This window comes from Mesorhizobium sp. URHB0026 (assembly GCF_054059755.1).
In genome coordinates, this window is the sequence record NZ_JBSSCN010000001.1 from 4868241 (window position 1) to 4886323 (window position 18083).

At 64.0% G+C, this 18083-nt stretch carries 14 protein-coding genes; 9 read left to right on the plus strand and 5 right to left on the minus strand.

Annotated features, from left to right (window positions below):
* The first annotated feature begins 2 nt into the window (after positions 1–2).
* The 4 genes from ACVWWD_RS23990 (at position 3) to ACVWWD_RS24005 (ending at position 5474) form a co-directional block, all read left to right on the plus strand.
* Positions 3–299, plus strand: a complete 297-nt coding sequence (locus ACVWWD_RS23990; protein WP_015317398.1) for a sarcosine oxidase subunit delta — start codon at positions 3–5, stop codon at positions 297–299.
* Positions 296–3289 (plus strand): sarcosine oxidase subunit alpha, encoded by a 2994-nt coding sequence (locus ACVWWD_RS23995; RefSeq protein ID WP_457103452.1) that lies wholly within the window; start codon positions 296–298, stop codon positions 3287–3289. The genes ACVWWD_RS23990 and ACVWWD_RS23995 overlap by 4 nt, the downstream gene beginning before the upstream one ends.
* Positions 3282–3869, plus strand: coding sequence for a sarcosine oxidase subunit gamma (locus tag ACVWWD_RS24000; RefSeq protein ID WP_352548535.1), 588 nt, complete (start codon positions 3282–3284; stop codon positions 3867–3869). The genes ACVWWD_RS23995 and ACVWWD_RS24000 overlap by 8 nt, the downstream gene beginning before the upstream one ends.
* A gap of 162 nt (positions 3870–4031) precedes the next feature.
* Positions 4032–5474 (plus strand): MFS transporter, encoded by a 1443-nt coding sequence (locus tag ACVWWD_RS24005; protein WP_352548537.1) that lies wholly within the window; start codon positions 4032–4034, stop codon positions 5472–5474.
* A gap of 21 nt (positions 5475–5495) precedes the next feature.
* Here ACVWWD_RS24005 and ACVWWD_RS24010 read toward each other — a convergent pair whose 3' ends face one another.
* Complete coding sequence (locus ACVWWD_RS24010) at positions 5496–6200, minus strand: nitroreductase (protein WP_023791818.1); 705 nt, start codon at positions 6198–6200, stop codon at positions 5496–5498.
* A gap of 171 nt (positions 6201–6371) precedes the next feature.
* Here ACVWWD_RS24010 and ACVWWD_RS24015 point away from each other — a divergent pair, with 171 nt between their 5' ends.
* From ACVWWD_RS24015 to ACVWWD_RS24035, 5 genes are all read left to right on the plus strand, one after another.
* Positions 6372–6968: a helix-turn-helix domain-containing protein gene (locus tag ACVWWD_RS24015; protein ID WP_352548538.1), complete on the plus strand. Its 597-nt coding sequence runs from the start codon at positions 6372–6374 to the stop codon at positions 6966–6968.
* Positions 6969–7060: 92 nt separating this feature from the next.
* A complete protein-coding gene (locus tag ACVWWD_RS24020; protein ID WP_352548539.1) occupies positions 7061–9514 on the plus strand; it encodes a GcvT family protein in 2454 nt (817 codons plus the stop codon).
* A complete protein-coding gene (locus tag ACVWWD_RS24025) occupies positions 9511–10416 on the plus strand; it encodes a homocysteine S-methyltransferase family protein (RefSeq protein WP_352548541.1) in 906 nt (301 codons plus the stop codon). The genes ACVWWD_RS24020 and ACVWWD_RS24025 overlap by 4 nt, the downstream gene beginning before the upstream one ends.
* Positions 10409–11590 (plus strand): pyridoxal phosphate-dependent aminotransferase, encoded by a 1182-nt coding sequence (locus ACVWWD_RS24030; RefSeq protein ID WP_352548543.1) that lies wholly within the window; start codon positions 10409–10411, stop codon positions 11588–11590. The genes ACVWWD_RS24025 and ACVWWD_RS24030 overlap by 8 nt, the downstream gene beginning before the upstream one ends.
* Positions 11587–14052: a GcvT family protein gene (locus ACVWWD_RS24035; RefSeq protein ID WP_352548544.1), complete on the plus strand. Its 2466-nt coding sequence runs from the start codon at positions 11587–11589 to the stop codon at positions 14050–14052. Before ACVWWD_RS24030 ends, ACVWWD_RS24035 begins: the two co-directional genes overlap by 4 nt.
* Before the next feature lie 158 nt (positions 14053–14210).
* Here the strand turns inward: ACVWWD_RS24035 and ACVWWD_RS24040 are convergent, their stop codons facing one another.
* From ACVWWD_RS24040 to ACVWWD_RS24055, 4 genes are read right to left on the minus strand one after another with little or no spacing between them, the layout of a single operon-like run.
* A complete protein-coding gene (locus tag ACVWWD_RS24040; protein WP_023769823.1) occupies positions 14211–14798 on the minus strand; it encodes an NAD(P)H-dependent oxidoreductase in 588 nt (195 codons plus the stop codon).
* Positions 14798–15379 (minus strand): NAD(P)H-dependent oxidoreductase, encoded by a 582-nt coding sequence (locus tag ACVWWD_RS24045; RefSeq protein WP_023791830.1) that lies wholly within the window; start codon positions 15377–15379, stop codon positions 14798–14800. The genes ACVWWD_RS24040 and ACVWWD_RS24045 overlap by 1 nt, the downstream gene beginning before the upstream one ends.
* Positions 15379–16782 (minus strand): FAD-binding oxidoreductase, encoded by a 1404-nt coding sequence (locus ACVWWD_RS24050; protein WP_352548564.1) that lies wholly within the window; start codon positions 16780–16782, stop codon positions 15379–15381. Before ACVWWD_RS24050 ends, ACVWWD_RS24045 begins: the two co-directional genes overlap by 1 nt.
* Positions 16782–18083, minus strand: a complete 1302-nt coding sequence (locus ACVWWD_RS24055; RefSeq protein ID WP_352548546.1) for a cytosine deaminase — start codon at positions 18081–18083, stop codon at positions 16782–16784. The genes ACVWWD_RS24050 and ACVWWD_RS24055 overlap by 1 nt, the downstream gene beginning before the upstream one ends.

An 18083-nucleotide genomic window follows, 5' to 3' on the forward strand; every position in this document is an offset into this window, starting at 1 on the left:
CCGTGCTGATCACTTGCCCCTATTGCGGCCCGCGCGATGTCATCGAGTTCACCTATCAGGGTGACGGCAACCGCGAACGTCCCGACCCCGCTTCGCAGAATTTCGAGGCCTGGAATGCCTATGTCTACGACCGGCTGAACCCGGCCGGCGACCACAATGAGATCTGGCAACATTCCGGTGGCTGCCGGGCTCACCTGAGGGTCGTGCGCAACACGCTGACGCACGAGATTTCCAGTGTCGCCTTCGCGCGTGGCGATCACAGCTCGGCCGCTCGCCGCAAGGCGGAGGACAAGCCATGAGCCCGCGCCGCACCGACACCGGCGGCCGCATAGACCGGCTGAAGACGATCCGCTTCACCTTCGACGGCGTTGCCTATACCGGGCATGGCGGCGACACTCTGGCGTCCGCGCTGCTGGCCAATGGCGTCACCCTGTTAGGACGTTCTTTCAAATACCATCGGCCGCGCGGCCTGCTGAGCGCGGGCGTCGAGGAGCCCAACGCGCTGGTGACGGTGCTGAAGGGCGAGGTGCGCGAACCCAACATTCCGGCGACAATGGTCGAGATCCATGACGGGCTGGTCGCCGTCAGCCAGAACCGTTTCCCCTCGCTTGCCTTCGACATCCATGCCGTCAACCAGCTCGGCGGCAAACTGCTGTCGGCCGGGTTCTACTATAAGACCTTCATGGGACCGGTTGTCGGCCCGTTGAAAGGCACGCGCTTCTGGATGTTCTGCGAACAGTTCATCCGCCGCGCCGCCGGCCTCGGCAGCGCCGGATCGGCGAAGGACCCGGCCCGCTACGAGCGCATGAACGCCTTTTGCGATGTGCTTGTGGTCGGCTCCGGCCCGGCCGGGCTAATGGCCGCCAAGGCAGCCGCCGATCAGGGCGCCCGTGTGATCCTGACCGATCTCGAGCCGCGCTTCGGCGGATCGGCCAACTGGTCCGGCGAAACCATCGATGGCGCCCCCGCCGCTGATTGGGTGCGGCGTACCGTGGCCCAGCTTGAAGCGCGAGACAATGTCCGGCTTCTGCCGCGCACCACCGTCTGGGGCTACTACGACAACAATACGCTTGCCGCGCTCGAGCGGGTCAGCGACCACAAGGCGCAGCCCGCCAAGGGTGAGCCGCGCCATCGATACTGGGCGATCCGCGCCGGATCCGTGGTGCTGGCCACCGGCGCCTTCGAAAGGCCGCTGGTGTTTCCGGGCAATGACCGGCCCGGCGTGATGCTGGCGCATGCGGCGGCGCGCTACGCCAACGAATTCGGCGTGCTGCCGGGGCAGCGGATCGTGCTGTTCACCAACAATGACAGCGCCTACCGTTCGGCGCTGGCGCTGAAGCAGGCAGGTGCGGCGATCGTTGCCATCGTCGACGTGCGCGCGCAACCATCCACCGAGATGGGCGCCCTGGCCGGCGAAGCCGAGGCGGAACTGCTTTCCGGCCATGCGGTGGTCGGCACGGAAGGCGGCAAGGCCTTGTCCGGCCTCAAGGTTCAGCGCTTTGACATGGTCGCGGGTGCGCTGAGCGGCGATGCGCGCAGCATCCACGCCGATTGCGTGCTGATGTCCGGCGGCTGGTCGCCGACCATCCATCTGGCCAGCCAGGCCGGCGCCAAGGCTGAATGGAACGCGGCCCGGCAGGCCTTCCTGCCGCCCAAGCCGACGCAAAGCTGGATCGGCGCCGGCGCGTTCACCGGCAGCTTTTCGACGGTAGAGGCGATGGCCGAAGGGCGCGCCGCGGGCCTTGCCGCGAGTGGCGGGACCCCAACGCCGGCGGCGCTGCCCACTGTCGAGGCACCTCCCGGAGATCCAAATCCCGCGCCGGTGTTCGAAATCAAGGGCAGCGGCAAGAGCTTTGTCGACTTTCAGCACGACGTCACGGCGGAGGATGTCCGCCTGGCGCATCGCGAAGGCTTCGTCTCTGTCGAGCACCTGAAGCGCTACACCACACTCGGCATGGCCACCGACCAGGGCAAGAGCTCCAACGTCCCCGGCCTTGCCATCATGGCGGAAGCACTCGGCAAACCGATCCCAGAAGTCGGCACCACCCGTTTCCGGCCACCCTTCGCGCCGGTTTCGATCGGCTCGCTGGCAGCCGAGCGCTTCGGCGACCTCAAGCCCGAGCGGCTGACGCCGATGCATGATTGGCATGTCGACAATGGCGCGACCATGTACTCCGCCGGCCTCTGGTACCGCCCGATGATCTATGGGCTTTCGGGCGAAACTGTCGAACAGGCCTATGTGCGCGAAGCCAAGGCGACGCGCGAAAGCGCGGGCATCGTCGATGTCTCGACGCTGGGCAAGATCGCCGTGCAGGGTCCCGACGCCGCCGCGTTCCTCGACCGTGTCTACACCAACATGTTCTCGACGCTCGCCGTCGGCAAGGCGCGCTATGGGCTGATGCTGCGCGAGGACGGCTTTGCCTTCGACGACGGCACCACCTGGCGGCTGGGCGAACAGGATTTCCTGATGACCACCACCACGGCCAATGCCGGCAAGGTGATGCAGCATCTGGAATATTTCCTCGACGTGATCTGGCCGGAACTCAAGGTCCACGTCACCTCGGTGACCGACCAATGGGCGGGAGCCGCGATCGGGGGCCCGAAAGCGCGGCAGATTTTGGCAGCCTGCGTCACCGGCACTGCCGTGGACAACGCCACCTTGCCCTTCATGGGCATCGTGCACGGCGAGATCGCAGGCGTTCCGGTGATGATTTGCCGGCTTTCCTTCTCCGGCGAAATGGCCTTCGAGGTCTATTCCGGCGCCGGCCATGGCACCCATGTCTGGGAAGCGCTGGTCGAGGCCGGCAAGCCATTCGGGCTGGTCACCTACGGCCTCGAGGCGCTGGGCACGATGCGCATCGAGAAAGGCCATGTCACCGGCGCCGAGATCGATGGCCGCACCACCGCGCGCGACCTGCATCTCGACTGGATGCTGTCGAAGAAAAAGCCGTTCATCGGCTCCGCGATGATGGATCGGGAAGGTCTCGTCGCGTCCGAGCGGCTGGATCTGGTCGGCCTGATCGCGCTCGACAACCGGCCGCTCAATGGCGGCGCGCACATTGTCGAGGACGTCGACGAAGCCAATCCGCACGGCTCGATCGGGCACATCACCGCTTGCTGCTATTCGCCGGCGCTCGGCAAGCATATCGCGCTGGCGCTGGTCAAGGGCGGCAAGGCCAGGCACGGCACGCGTGCGCATGTCTCCGATCCCTTGCGCAACCGCTTCGGACCCGTGGAGATCGTCTCCACCCACTTCTACGATCCGGAAGGAACCCGCATGCATGGCTGAGCGTCAATCGCCCCTCGAGCCGGAGTTCCATGTCGGCTCGCACGGCAATTTCGAACGTGGCGTCGAGATCCTGCTCACCGAAACCAGGCCGGGCTCGATCGTGCAACTCGCGGCATGGCCCGGCGAGGAAAAGAAACTGATGGAGGCCATCCGCACCGTGACCGGGCTTGCTCTGCCCGATGGCGCCGGCGGCGGCTCGAGCGACGGCGTGAAAGCGGTATTCGGTTTCGCGCCGGGAAAATTCACGGTGACCGATGAAGCCGAAGGACTGGCCGTAGCATTGACCAAGGCGGTGACGCCGGCCATCGGCACGGTGACGGACCTGTCGCATGGCCGCACCGCGATCCGCATTGCCGGGCCGAAAGCCGAATGGGTGCTGTCGAAATTCTTCGCCATCGACTTCGCCCTGCCTGCCTTTCCGGTCGGCTCCGGCCGCTCGACAATGCATCACGATGTTTTCGCCCAGATCCAGCGCACCGGCACCGACCAGTTCGACATCTATGTCTTTCGCTCCTTCGCCCGCTCGTTCTGGAAGGCGCTGTGCCACGCAAGCGAGGAAGTCGGCTACGAGGTGCAGTAGGCATGCGGCCTTAGAGCCGCGGCCTCTGGCCTCAATGCCGGCTGGTTCTGCCGCTAGAGAATCCTGCCGAGCGCGCCCATGATAGAAAAGGTGGCCGCCCAACCGGTCCAAAGGGGATGAAAATCCCCTCTCAGAGTCGGCATATTTGGTTCTAACATCCCCATGACCGCTGAACTATCCGCCGGCGCTACCGATCGCGCCGATGTGCCGGCCAGAGCCTTGCTCCTGTTGCCACTGACAGTCGCCTGCGGCGTGTTCATGACCAGCCTCGACCAGAACGTCGTGGTGACGGCGCTGCCGGGCATCGGCCAAAGCCTTGGCCGTCCGCCTAGCCAGCTCGGCCTGCTGATCACCGTCTACGTCGCCAGCCTGATCATCTCGATGCCGCTCGGCGGCTGGGCGGCCGACCGTTTCGGGCTGCGCAACGTCTATTGCTTTGCCTTGCTGGTGTTTGCCGCTGCTTCGGCCATGTGCGGGCTCTCGAACGACCTCTGGATGCTGGTCGGCGCCCGCGCGCTGCAGGGCTTCGGCGGCGCGCTGATGGGAACGCTTGGCCAGGTCGTAATCCTGTCGACCTTCCCGCGCAGCCGGACCTTGAAGATCAACATGTACATATCGCTGGCCGGCCAGTCCGGACCGCTGGTCGGTCCGCTCGTCGGCGGCGCGCTGACTACCTACATCTCCTGGCGCTGGATCTTCTTCATCAACGTGCCGTTCGCGCTCGCGGCCGCGATCCTTGCCGCCTCGCTGTTCCCGACGATGACCAAGCCGGTGCGCACGCGGTTCGATTTTCAAGGCTTTGCGCTGGTCGGCAGCGGCATGCTGCTGCTGGTCTTCGGCATGGACTCGCTGGCGTCGAAAGACGCCGCCGGCGGCATGATCGCGGCCGAGCTTGCGCTGGCGCTCATCATCCTGACGGCAGCCTCCTTCTACTGCCTGCGCGTGCGCAATCCGCTGCTCGATCTCAAGCTCCTGCGCATCCGCACCTTCCGCATCTCGTTTCTTACCGGCGGCGGCCTGGACACGATCGGCCTCAGCTCCGTCGTCTTCCTGCTGCCGCTGATGTTCCAGCTCGGCTTCGGCATGAGCGCGGTGCAGGCGGGATCGCTGACCTTCGTGGCGGCGGTCGGTTCGGTGGGTATGCGTGTCTTCATACCACGCCTCCTCAACCGTTTCGGTTTTCGCCGCGTGCTGGTCTTCAACACGCCCGTGGTTGCCGCCATGGTCGCGGGCTTCGCCTTGGTGCAGGCAACAACCCCGGTCTGGATCACGCTCACCTACATCTTCGTCTTCGGCGTCTTCCGCTCGGTGCAATGGGCCTCAACCGGCAACCTCGCCTATTCCGACATCGCGCCGGAGCAGCTCGCCCGTTTCAGCGCGCTCTACTATATCCTGTGGCAACTGGCGGTCGCCATCAGCGTCGGCCTGGCGGCTGCGATGCTGTCGTTTCTCGCCGGCGGCGGGCCTGCCGTCGCCAGCGACTTCCGGATCCTGTTCGTGATCGAAGGCGTCATCACGCTCTGCGCGCTATCAGCCTATCTCAAGCTGACGCCGCAGGACGGCGCCCATGTGAGTGGCCACGGCGCGCACATGAATACGGAATAGCGGGCTTGCGGCGGACGCAGCCTATTCGCTGAACCTCACCCATTCCTCGAGCGGCTCACGTTCGGTGCGGAAGGCGTTCTCGGGCTTGGATGTGTCTTCATACCCGAGCGCCATGCCGCAGACGACGATCTCCTCGTCGGGAATGCCGAGCACCGGCCGGATCTGGCGGTGATAGGGCGCGAAGGCCGCTTGCGGACAGGTATGCAGACCCCTGCCCCGCGCCGCGACCATGATGTTTTGCAGGAACATGCCGTAATCGATCCACGAACCCTGGTTGAGCCGGCGGTCGATGGTGAAGATCATGCCGACCGGCGCGTCGAAGAAGACGAAGTTGCGGTCGTGCTGGGCACGCATCTTGTCGACTTCCCTACGTCCTATGCCGAGCGCGCCATAGAGGCCGAACCCGTTGGCACGGCGGCGGGTGAGGTAAGGCTCGAAGAACTGGGTCGGATAATAGCGATATTCGTCCCAGTCGGCTTTTTCGGCACGGATGCCGGAATTCATGATGGCATCCGTGATCCGCTGCTTGGTCCCGCCCTTGGTAACGTAGACCCGCCAAGGCTGCATGTTGGTGCCGGAAGGAGCGCGCGCCGCAACAGTCAGTATGTCACGGATCGTCTCGTCGTCGATCATGTCGGGCAGAAATGCGCGCACCGAACGGCGCGACATGATCGCATCGTCGACGATTTCGGCGTCAACCGCGATTCGAGCCTTCTTTTCCAGCATGGGCCGTCCCTTAGCCATGTTCGCGATCGGACGTACCCACTCGCCGCTCGCCGCGGAGGCTTTGCATGAACCGTCAAAATCCTGCAAGCAAATCTTGAGCATTGGTGAAAATCTACTTGATTTTTTCATGAGCTTCATTTCTCATGAAATTCGCCTGAAAATTTTCATAAAGTGAGCGATTTGGCCTCCCCTACCGCACGAACATTGCAGGGACCTGACGAGCGAGTGCTGGCCGGCGACATCAGGGCGTTGCGCCGGGTGCGCGGGCTTACGCTGGCCGAGATCGCGCTGAAGCTCGGCCGTTCGGTCGGCTGGGTCAGCCAGGTCGAACGCGGGCTGTCGACGCCGTCGCTCAGCGATCTCAGGGCCTTCGCGGAGTTGTTCGGCGTGCCGATCAGCCTCTTCTTCAGCCATGACGTGCCCGTGGAAAGCGAGCGCGGCGTCGTGGTACGCGCCGGCAAGCGCCGCACGCTTGGCACCAGCGAATCCGGCCTCGTGGAGGAGCTTCTGTCACCGGACCTCGGTGGTACCTTCGAGATGTTGCGGTCTGTCTTCGCGCCGGGCGCGGAGTTGAAGAACGAGGCCCGCCGGCCGACCGAGGAGGCCGGATACATCGCGTCGGGGCAGTTCGACATCGAGATTGCGGGCGTCTGGCACCGGCTTGGCGAAGGCGACTCCTTCCGCTTCGAAGGCAAGCCTTACCGCTGGCGCAATCCGGGCAGCGAACCGGCGGTTGTCATCTGGGTGGTTTCGCCGCCGGTCTATTGAGCGCATATCGCCCAAACTGAGCAGCGGTTTGGGATAACGACAGGCATCAAACAAAAATAACGGCGCAGCGCGCTTGAGATTGGGAGAAGAAGATGGCGGGTTTGCCGAGCACGGCGCGCGTGGTGATCATCGGAGGCGGCGTTGTGGGCACCTCGTCGCTCTATCATCTGGCTAAAGCCGGCTGGACGGACTGCGTGCTCCTGGAAAAGAATGAGCTGACCTCCGGCTCGACCTGGCATGCGGCCGGCAATGTGCCTACCTTCTCCTCCTCCTGGTCGCTGATGAACATGCAGCGCTATTCGACCGAGCTCTATCGCGGCCTCGCCGACGCCGTCGACTATCCCATGAATTACCATGTCACCGGCTCGCTCAGGCTAGCCCACACCAAGGAGCGCATCCAGGAATTCCAGCGCGCCAAGGGCATGGGCCGTTACCAAGGCATGGACATGGACGTGATCGGGCTCGACGAAATCAAGCGCCGCTACCCCTTCCTCGAAACACATGAGTTGAAGGGCGCGCTGTACGATCCGAGCGACGGCGACATCGACCCGGCACAGCTGACGCAGGCGCTGGCCAAGGGCGCGCGCGACATGGGTGCGAAAATCATCCGGTTCTGCTCCGTGACAGGTGTGCGCTGCGAAAAGGACGAGTGGGTGGTCGAGACGCCGCAAGGCGAGATCCGCTGCGAGATCGTCGTCAATGCTGCCGGCTACCGTGCCGCCGAAGTCGGCAGGATGTTCGGCCGCGAAGTGCCGATGATGGTGATGAGCCACCAGTACATTTTGTTCGAGGAAATCCCCGAACTCGCCGCCTGGTCGAAGGAGCAGGGCAAGAAGCTGCCGCTGCTGCGCGACGTGGATACCTCCTATTATCTGCGCCAGGAAAAGGCTGGCATGAATCTCGGCCCCTATGAGCGCAATTGCCGCGCGCACTGGGCCACCCACAACGATCCCATGCCGGACGATTTTTCCTTCCAGCTCTTCCCCGACGACCTCGACCGGCTGGAACATTACCTGGCCGACGCCGTCGCCCGTGTGCCGATCCTCGGCACCGCCGGCCTGTCGAAGGTCATCAACGGTCCGATCCCTTATGCGCCGGACGGCAATCCGCTGATCGGGCCGATGCCCGGCGTTCCCAACGCCTTCGAGGCTTGCGTCTTCACCTTCGGCATCGCCCAGGGCGGCGGTGCCGGCAAGGTGCTGGCCGAATGGGTGACGCAAGGCCAGACCGAATGGGACATGTGGTCGTGCGATCCGCGCCGCTTCACCTCCTTTGCTTCCGCGCCGGACTATTGCGTGGCCAAGGGCATGGAGATCTACGGCAACGAATACGCGATCCAGTTCCCGCGCCATGCCTGGCCGGAAGGACGTGACAGGAAACTGTCGCCGATCCACGATCGGATCAAGGCGCTGGGTGCCCGTTTCGACGCCTATAATGGCTGGGAACGCGCCACCTGGTACGCGCAGGACGGCGACGACGTCTCCGAGGAAGCCACGCTGACCTTCCGTCGCGACGGTCCCTGGCAGCAGCGCGTGCGCGAAGAGTGCCTGGCTGTCCGCGACACCGCCGGCATCCTCGACCTGCCCGGCTTCTCGCGCTTCAATCTCGAGGGCCCTGGTGCCGCCGAATGGCTGAGCCGGCAGGTGACCGGCCTTGTGCCGAAACCCGGCCGCATCGGCCTTGTCTATTTCTCCGATGACAAGGGCCGCATCGTCACCGAAATGTCGGTGGTGCGTCATGGCGAGGAGTCCATGACGCTGATCACCGCGGCAGTGGCACAGTGGCATGACTTCGAATGGCTGAAATCGCACATGCCCGGGGATGCGGTGTTCAAGCTGATCGACCGGACGGAAGAATTCTCCACGCAGATCCTGGCCGGTCCCAACTCGCGAAAAATCCTTGCGGACGTCTGTGACGCCGACCTGACCTTGCCTTGGCTGACGCATCAGGAGACCAGGATTGCCGGGCGATGGGCCAAGCTGGTCCGCGTCTCCTTCGCCGGCGAGCTAGGCTGGGAAATCCACACCAGGGTCGACGACACTGCCGCGATCTTCGATGCGATCTGCGCTGCCGGGCAGAATCATGGGCTGAAGCCATTTGGCATGTACGCGCTGGATTCGCTGCGGCTCGAAAAAGGCTACCGGACCTGGAAGGGTGATCTGTCTACCGACTATTCGATCCTGCAGGGCGGGCTAGAGCGCTTTGTCAAATGGGAAAAGCCCGATTTCCGTGGCAAGGTGGCCCTCCAGAACGAAAAACAGCAAGGCGTGAAGAAACGCTTCGTCACGCTGGTCGTCGAAGATCCCGGCGACTGCGACGCACCTTACATGTCGACGCTCTGGCATGACGGCCAGATCGTCGGCGAGACGACATCGGCGGGCTGGGGCCATCGCATCGACAAGGCGATCGCGCTCGGCATGCTGCGCGCCGACCTGACCGAACCCGGCACATCAGTTGAGGTCGAGATCTTCGGCGATCGCTTCAAGGCGATCGTGCAACAGGGCGAGCCCTTGTGGGATCCCAGGAACGAAAGACTGCGCGCATGAAGAACGTTATCCTAACCGATGGCGGCATGGGCCAGGAGTTGGTGCAGCGCAGCCGGTCCGAGCCGACGCCGCTGTGGTCGGCCAGGGTGCTGATCGACGAACCGGACCTTGTGCGAGGCCTGCATGCCGAATTCATCCGTGCCGGCGCCCGCGTCATCACCATCAACACCTATTCTGCGACCCCCGAACGCCTGGCGCGCGAAGGCGCGGAAGACCTGTTCAAGCCATTGCAGAAGCTTGGCATCGAGCTCGCCAGGCAAGCGCGCGACGAGGCCGGCGATGCGGCGATCGCCGGCTGCCTGTCGCCGCTCTTCGGCAGCTACGCACCGGCGCTGACGATCTCCTACCAGGATACGCTCGACATCTACCGCCGCATCGTCGCCGAGCAGGCGGACGGTGTCGACCTGTTCCTTTGCGAGACCATGGCGTCGTCGGAGGAAGCGCGCGCGGCGGTCACCGCCGCATCGGAAAGCGGCAAGCCTGCCTGGGTGTCATGGACGCTGGCCGATCACGGCACGCCGCGCTTGCGCAGCGGCGAGACGATTGCGTCGGCGGCCAATGCGCTCGGGAATCTGCCGGTGGCGGCGCGGCTGCTCAACTGCTGCCGCCCCGAAGCGATCGCGGCGGCCTTGCCTGAACTGATCGAGCTCGGCGGCCCGGTCGGTGCCTATGCCAATGGCTTCACTTCCACCGAAGCGCTCAAGCATGGCGGCACGGTGGATGTACTGCATGCCCGCCACGACCTCGGTCCGGATGCCTACGCCGACCAGGCTGTCGGCTGGGTGAAAGCGGGTGCGGACATCGTCGGCGGTTGCTGCGAGGTCGGTCCTGCCCATATCGCCGCCTTGCGCGACCGGCTGCAACAGGGCGGCTACGCGATCTCGGGAGTCTCACATGCCTAAACCATCATCGCGCATCACCGGCATCGTGCCATCGGGCAAGGACGGCTGGGAAGTTCATTTCGCCGCCTGGGCTCGCAAGGAAGCCGGCGAGGACATTATCATGCTGTCGGTCGGCGACCACGATTTCGACACGCCGTCGGAGACGATCGAAGCCTGCGTTGCGGCGGTTCGCGGCAGCAACCATCACTACACGCCGCTGCCCGGTCTGCCGCGCCTGCGCAAGGCGATGGCGGCGGCCTCCAGCGCCTGCACCGGTGTCGAGACGACGCCGGAAGAAGTCATCGCCACGCCCGGCGGCCAAGCAGCACTTTACGCGGCCGTGCAGGCCGTTCTCGACCCGGGCGACCACGCCATCGTGGTTGCCCCCTACTATGCCACCTATCCCAACACCTTCAGTGCCGCCGGTGCCAGTTTCACCGTCGTCGAAACACCGGCCGAGGATGGGTTCCAACCGCGCGCGGACATGATCCGTGCGGCAATCAAGCCCAACACGCGCGCCATACTGATCAACACACCGAACAACCCGACCGGTGCCGTTTATTCGCGCGAGCCGCTGGAACAGCTGGCCGAAATCTGCCGCGAGCACGATCTCTGGCTGCTGTCCGATGAGGTCTATTGGACGCTGGGCGGCGGCGAGCATGTCTCGCCGCGCTCGCTGCCCGGTATGGCCGAGCGCACGCTGGTGATCAATTCGATGTCCAAGAGCCACGGCATGACCGGCTGGCGCATGGGCTGGCTGACCGGTCCGGAAAAAATGATCACGCTGCTGATCAATCTCAACCTGGTGACGACCTACGGCCTGCCGGCCTTCATCTCGATCGCTTGCACCGAGGCGCTGGAGCAGCACTATGGCGTCAAGGACATCGCCGAACGCTACGCGGCACGCCGCACCGTCCTGCTCGATGCGGTACGCGGCATGAACGATGTCACCGTGCGCGGTTCCGAAGGCGGCATGTATGTCATGCTCGACATATCTGATGTCGAACCCGACGACGAGAAGTTCGCCTTCGCCTTCCTCGACAAGGAGAAGGTTGGCGTCATGCCGGGCTCGAGCTTCGGCGAAGCCGCCGCCGGCCATATCAGAGTCAGCCTGTGCCAGCCCGAACCCGTGCTCAGGGAAGCAGCCGCCCGGCTGCGCCGTTTCGTTTCCAGCTACCGTCGTGAGGCCGCATGACCGCCAGGAGCCTTCCCACGAAAGCCATTCCCGCCAAGGCAAGGGCCGTCATCATCGGCGGCGGCGTCTCCGGCTGCTCGGTGGCCTACCACCTGGCCAAGCTTGGCTGGACCGACATCGTGCTTCTGGAGCGCAAGCAGCTGACCTCGGGCACGACATGGCACGCCGCCGGGCTGATCGGACAGTTGCGCGGCTCGCAGAACATGACCCGGCTGGCGAAATATTCGGCCGATCTCTACGTCAAGCTGGAAGCCGAGACCGAGGTCGGCACCGGCATGCGCCAGGTCGGCTCGATCACCGTGGCGCTGACGGAAGAGCGCAAGCACGAGATCTACCGGCAGGCATCGCTCGCTCGCGCCTTCGACGTCGATGTGCGCGAGATTTCTCCCAGTGAAGTCAAGGAGATGTACCCGCATCTCAACGTCTCGGACGTGGTCGGCGCCGTGCATCTGCCGCTCGACGGCCAGTGCGACCCGGCCAACATCGCCATGGCGCTGGCCAAGGGTGCCCGCCAACGCGGCGCCACAATCGCCGAGAATGTGAAGGTCACCAAGGTCCATACTAAAAACGGCCGCGTCTCCGGCGTGTCCTGGGCGCAAGGCGAAGGCCAGGGCACGATCGAGACCGACATCGTCATCAACTGCGCCGGCATGTGGGCGCGCGACCTCGGCGCCCAGAACGGCGTGAACATCCCGCTGCACGCCTGCGAGCACTTTTATTTGGTCACCGAGCCGATCCCCGGCCTTGGCCGCCTGCCTGTGCTGCGCGTGCCGGACGAGTGCGCCTACTATAAGGAAGACGCCGGCAAGATGATGCTCGGCGCTTTCGAGCCGGTAGCCAAGCCATGGGGCATGGACGGCATCCGCGAGGATTTCTGCTTCGACCAGTTGCCGGAGGACATGGACCATTTCGAACCGATCCTCGAAATGGGCGTTAGCCGCATGCCGATGCTGGCGACCGCCGGCATCCACACTTTCTTCAACGGCCCTGAAAGCTTCACCCCTGACGATCGCTACTATCTCGGCGAGGCGCCGGAGTTGCGCGGCTACTGGATGGCGACCGGCTACAATTCGATCGGCATCGTCTCGTCGGGCGGCGCTGGCATGGCGCTGGCGCAGTGGATCAACGATGGCGAAGCCCCGTTCGACCTGTGGGAAGTCGACATCCGCCGCACTCAGCCGTTCCAGAAGAACCGCCGCTATCTCAAGGAACGCGTCTCCGAAACGCTCGGCCTGCTTTATGCCGACCATTTCCCCTATCGCCAGATGGCAACCTCGCGTGGCGTGCGCCGCTCGCCCCTGCACGAGCATCTGAAGGCGCGCGGCGCAGTGTTCGGCGAAGTCGCCGGCTGGGAGCGTGCCAACTGGTTCGCCCGCGAAGGCCAGGAGCGCGAATATCGCTATTCCTGGAAGCGGCAGAACTGGTTCGACAACCAGCGCGAGGAGCATCTGGCGGTCCGCAACACGGTCGGTCTGTTCGACATGACGTCGTTCGGCAAGATCCGCGTCGAGGGGCGCGACGCCTGTACCTTCCTGCAAAGGCTCTGCGCCAACGACATGGATGTCGCGCCGGGCAAGATCGTCTACACGCAGATGCTCAACCAGCGCGGCGGCATCGAGAGCGACCTCACCGTGTCGCGGCTTTCGGATACGGCTTATTTCCTCGTCGTGCCGGGCGCCACGCTGCAGCGCGACCTCGCTTGGCTGCGCCGGCACATCGGCGACCAGTTCGTCGTCATCACGGACGTAACCGCCGCTGAAAGCGTGCTCTGCGTGATGGGCCCGGATGCGCGAAAACTGATCCAGAAGGTCAGCCCCAACGACTTCTCCAACGAGAACAATCCCTTCGGCACGTTCCAGGAGATCGAAATCGGCATGGGCCTCGCCCGGGCGCATCGCGTCACCTATGTCGGCGAACTCGGCTGGGAGCTTTACATCTCGACCGAACAGGCCGCCCATGTCTTCGAGGCGATCGACGAGGCCGGCGCCGATGTCGGCCTCAAACTCTGCGGACTGCACACGCTGGATTCCTGCCGCATCGAAAAGGCTTTCCGCCATTTCGGCCACGACATCACCGACGAGGACAATGTGCTGGAGGCGGGCCTCGGCTTCGCGGTGAAGACGGCCAAGGGCGATTTCATCGGCCGAGATGCCGTGCTGAAGAAGAAGGAGGCCGGATTGAACCGCCGCCTGGTCCAGTTCCGCCTCAAGGACCCGCAGCCCCTGCTCTTCCACAACGAGGCGATCCTGCGCGATGGCAAGATCATCGGTCCGATCACTTCGGGCAATTACGGCCACCATCTCGGCGGAGCGATCGGGCTGGGCTATGTGCCGTGCCAAGGGCAGAGCGAGGCGGATGTGCTCGCCTCGACTTATGAAATCGAGATCGCCGGCGAACGGTTTGCGGCTGAGGCATCGGTGAAACCGATGTACGATCCGAGGTCGGAACGGACGAAGATGTAGCGCGGCGCCTCTTCCTTCTCCCCGTTCACGGGCAGAAGGTGGCCCGAAGGGCCGGATGAGGGGCGGCGCGAACGTCTCGAACTGAGGCAAACGCTGACGCTGCCCCTCATCTGCCTGCCCGCATCTTCTGCCCGTAAACGGACAAGGGCGCTAATTGCTCAAAACCGCTCCAGCTTCGCCCGCACCTTGACCAGAAACGCCGCTCGCGTCCGCGGCGTCGAGGCGTCCATCAAGTAATGCGCCAGGAAGAACGTCTTGCAGCGCCTGGCGCACAGGGCCCGCATGCCGCGCAACAAGGTCTTTCGCCCGGGCTGGCCGACGACGACGCTCCACCAGGTCGGTGCACCGCAAGTGGTGATGACGCCGACCTTGGTGACATGCGTCATCAGCGACTTGATCCCTCCCTTGCCCGCCGGCAGCTTGAAGGCGACATCGGTCGCCCACACCCGGTCGAGCCAGCCCTTCAGCATCGCCGGCAGCCCGTACCACCAGGTCGGGTAGACGAACAGGATCGCTTCGGCCCAGTTGAGCAGTTCGAAATGCGGTTTCAGCGCCGGATCCTGCGGCGCCTGACTATTGTAGGTACGCCGCTCCTCGCAACTCATCACCGGATCGAACTTTTCGGCATAGAGATCGAGCAGCCGCACGTCCCAGCCTCGCCGCGTCAGCACATCCACGGCGGTGTCGCGAATGGCAGCGCAGAAGCTCTCCGGCACCGGATGGCAATAGACGACAAGCGCACGCATCAGAATGCATCCATGCTGGCCGCGACCTTCGCCGTGAAGGACTTCCGGGTTTCATCGGTCGACAGGTTCATTGAATAATGCGCGAGGTAGGTCACCGGTGCGCCCGGCTTGACAGTGGCGCGCAGCATGCGCTTGATCAGTTTTCGCGGCGGATCCCCCATCAGAAAGGCGCGGAACCGGCTGCCGCCATAGGAGGTGACCGCCGCGACCTTTCTTATGTTGTGCAGCGACGGCTGCACCTTGCCGTCGACCAGCTTGAACGACACGTCCGGCAGGAAGACGCGATCAAAGAACCCTTTCAGGATTGCGGGAAAGCCGTAATTCCAGACTGGATAGGAAAGCACCAGCGCATCGGCCCGCAACAGGCGTTCGACATAGGGTGCCGCAGGGTCGGCGGAGCCGCGCGGATTGTGATAGTCCAGCCGTTCCTGGCGGGTGAGCCGCGGTTCGAAATCCTCGGCGTAGAGATCGCAGTCATCGACCGAATGGCCAGCCATCGTGAGCCGCTCGACGATCATCCGGTGCAGGCCGGCATTGAAGCTGGTCTCGACCGGATGGGCATAGAGGACGAGGATGTTCATTACCCTGCCTTTTGCAGTCCCTTGAACAGGAACGTCCGGCCCGAACGGTAGTCATAGTCCGGGTTTTCCCAGGCGATCATCTTGCCGGGGTTTAGCAGGCCTTGCGGGTCGGTCTCGCGCTTGAAGGCGAGTTGCACCGCGTCGGTCTGCTTCATGCCGCCCTCTTCCAGCGTATAGCGGTGCGGGTTGAAGATCGGGCAGCCATTTTCCTCATGCAGGCGGATGATCTCGTTAAGCCGCGCCTCGGTGGTGAACTTGACCAGCGGCAGGCCGAAGCAGGTGATGTTGCCATCCAGCCGCACGAATTCGAGATGCGAGAACACTTCGCCGGGAAACATCCCATCCATTTTCTCGACCAGCGCCAGCTGGTTGGGAAAGGGATAGAGCGACTGCAGGTAGGTGATGGCGGGGTCGACGCGCAGCGCCCGGAGCGTCGTGTGGTTCCAGGCCAGTTCATAGGTTGGCGGCAGGCCCTTTTTCTCCTCCGGCGTCGCCGTGGTGGCGTTGTAGATCACCTCACCCCCGGCGCGGCGCGTAAAGGCCAGAAAAGCATCTAGCCCATGTTGCGCCACCATGATGACGCAGATGCTTTGACCTTCCCTGAATAATTTCTGGTGCCGCTTGAAATAAAGCTGAGGCACGGGTGCTGATATCGGCGTGATCAGCTTGGTCAGGATGCCGTCCTGGCAGGCCAGCGCATTGCCATAGTGCGCCGCATCCATGAATTGGTCGAAGCCGACGATGACGTCGATCCAGTCATAGGCCGCCGTCAGCGGCATCTCGACCTCGGAGATGATGCCATTGGTGCCATAGGCATGGGTCACCTTGTGCAGGTCCTCGCCGGTGAGTTCGAGCACCCTCGGCTCGGCCTCCATCGTCACCACACGCAGGCGCAGCACATTGCCGAAATCACGCAATCCGCCGAAATTGATCGAGCCGACGCCGCCTGAGCCGCCAGCGATGAAACCGCCGATCGAGGCGGTGTTGTAGGTGGAGGGCGATAGCCGCAGCTCCTGCCCGGAATGCGCGCGCGTCGCCTTGTCGATGTCGGCCAGGACCGCGCCCGGCCCGGTCACCACGCGCCCCGGCGCGATCGACTTGATCTCGTTCATCTCGGCGAGATTAAGCACCACACCGCCCGAAAGCGGCATTGCCTGGCCATAATTGCCGGTGCCGCTGCCGCGCGGCGTCACCGGCACGCCATGGCGATGACAGGCGGCAAGCACGCGGATCAGTTCGGCCTCGTTCCTGGGCGTCACGATGAGGTCGCCGGTGACATGGTCGAGCTGTTGTTTCAGCACCGGACTGTACCAGTAGAAGTCGCGGCTCTTCTGCTGGACGATGGCTGGATTGTCGTCGAGTTTTATCCCGTCGAGATCACGTTTGAGCGCCGAAAGATCCATCATTCCACCATCAGTCCGTCGAGTTCGGCATAGTCGGGCAATTGCCGATCTATCGCTCGCCCCGCACGCACGACGATGCGATCCGATTCGGGGCGCGACAGCAATTCCGTCCAGCTTCTACCTTTGAACAGCATGAAGTCGGCATCGCCTCCGGCGGCGAGCGTGCCGAAGCCATCGAGCCGCATCACCTCGGCCGGCGTCGCGGTGACCGCCTGCGGCCAGTCGCCGACCGGATGATCGAAATGCAGGGTGCGCGTTGCCATGCGGTAGACCTCCAGCATGTCGAGATCGCCATAGGCATAGAAGGGATCGCGCGTGTTGTCCGAAGCGACGGCCACGGGAACGCCCCTCGCCTTCATCTCATGCAGCAGCGTCACGCCACGCCAGCGCGGTGTGGTTTGGTCAGCGCGACGGTCCTGCAAATAGAGATTACACATCGGCAGCGACACGATTGCCAGCCCGGCCTTCGCCACCTTGTCCAGCGTGTCCAGCACCTCGAGATCGGGTTGACGCGCCAGCGAGCAGCAATGGCCGACTAGGATGTTGCCCTCGAAGCCGTTCCACAGCGCCGCCTCGGCGATTTTCTTCAGCGAAATTGCCGCGATGTCGTCGGTCTCGTCGGCGTGAAAATCGAGGTCGAGCCCGTGCTTGATCGCTTGCGCGAAGACATGATCGAGCAGCTCTTCCAGGTCCGGCACCATGTAGGTGACGACGCCAAGCACGCCCTTGGCGGCGGCCACGCGTTTGGCCAGCCCGTCGAACCATTTCGTGTCGCGCACGCCCTCGATGCCGAGCAGGCAGGCACCCTGCAATTCCATGCGGCCACGCCATGCGTCGCGCATCGTCTCGAACACAGGCCAGGAGATTTCCTCCTGCGGCGCGACGCTATCGATATGAGTTCTAAGCGCCCTGGTCCCATGCGCGTAGGCCGAGCGCAGCGAGAAATCCATGCGGCGCGCCACATCCTCGGCGGTCCAGCGCGCCACGCGGTCGGCACCGGCGGCATTGAGCGCGCCCATGAAGGTGCCATCAGGATTGGGCTTTCGCGGCCAGATATGCCCTTTGTCGATATGCGTGTGGCAATCGACGAAGCAGGGCAGCACGATACGGCCGGCGAGATCGACGGCACCGCTGGATATGGCTGCACGATCGTGCGCTGCGATGGCGGAAATCCTGCCTTCTGCGACAGCGATATCGGCGAGCGCAAAGCCGTCGCTGTCATAGGTCGCGGCGAGCCCTGGTGTCAGGGACGCGTGAAGCCGGGCGTTGGCGAGCCGGTATGAACCTGCGTTGGGAATCAA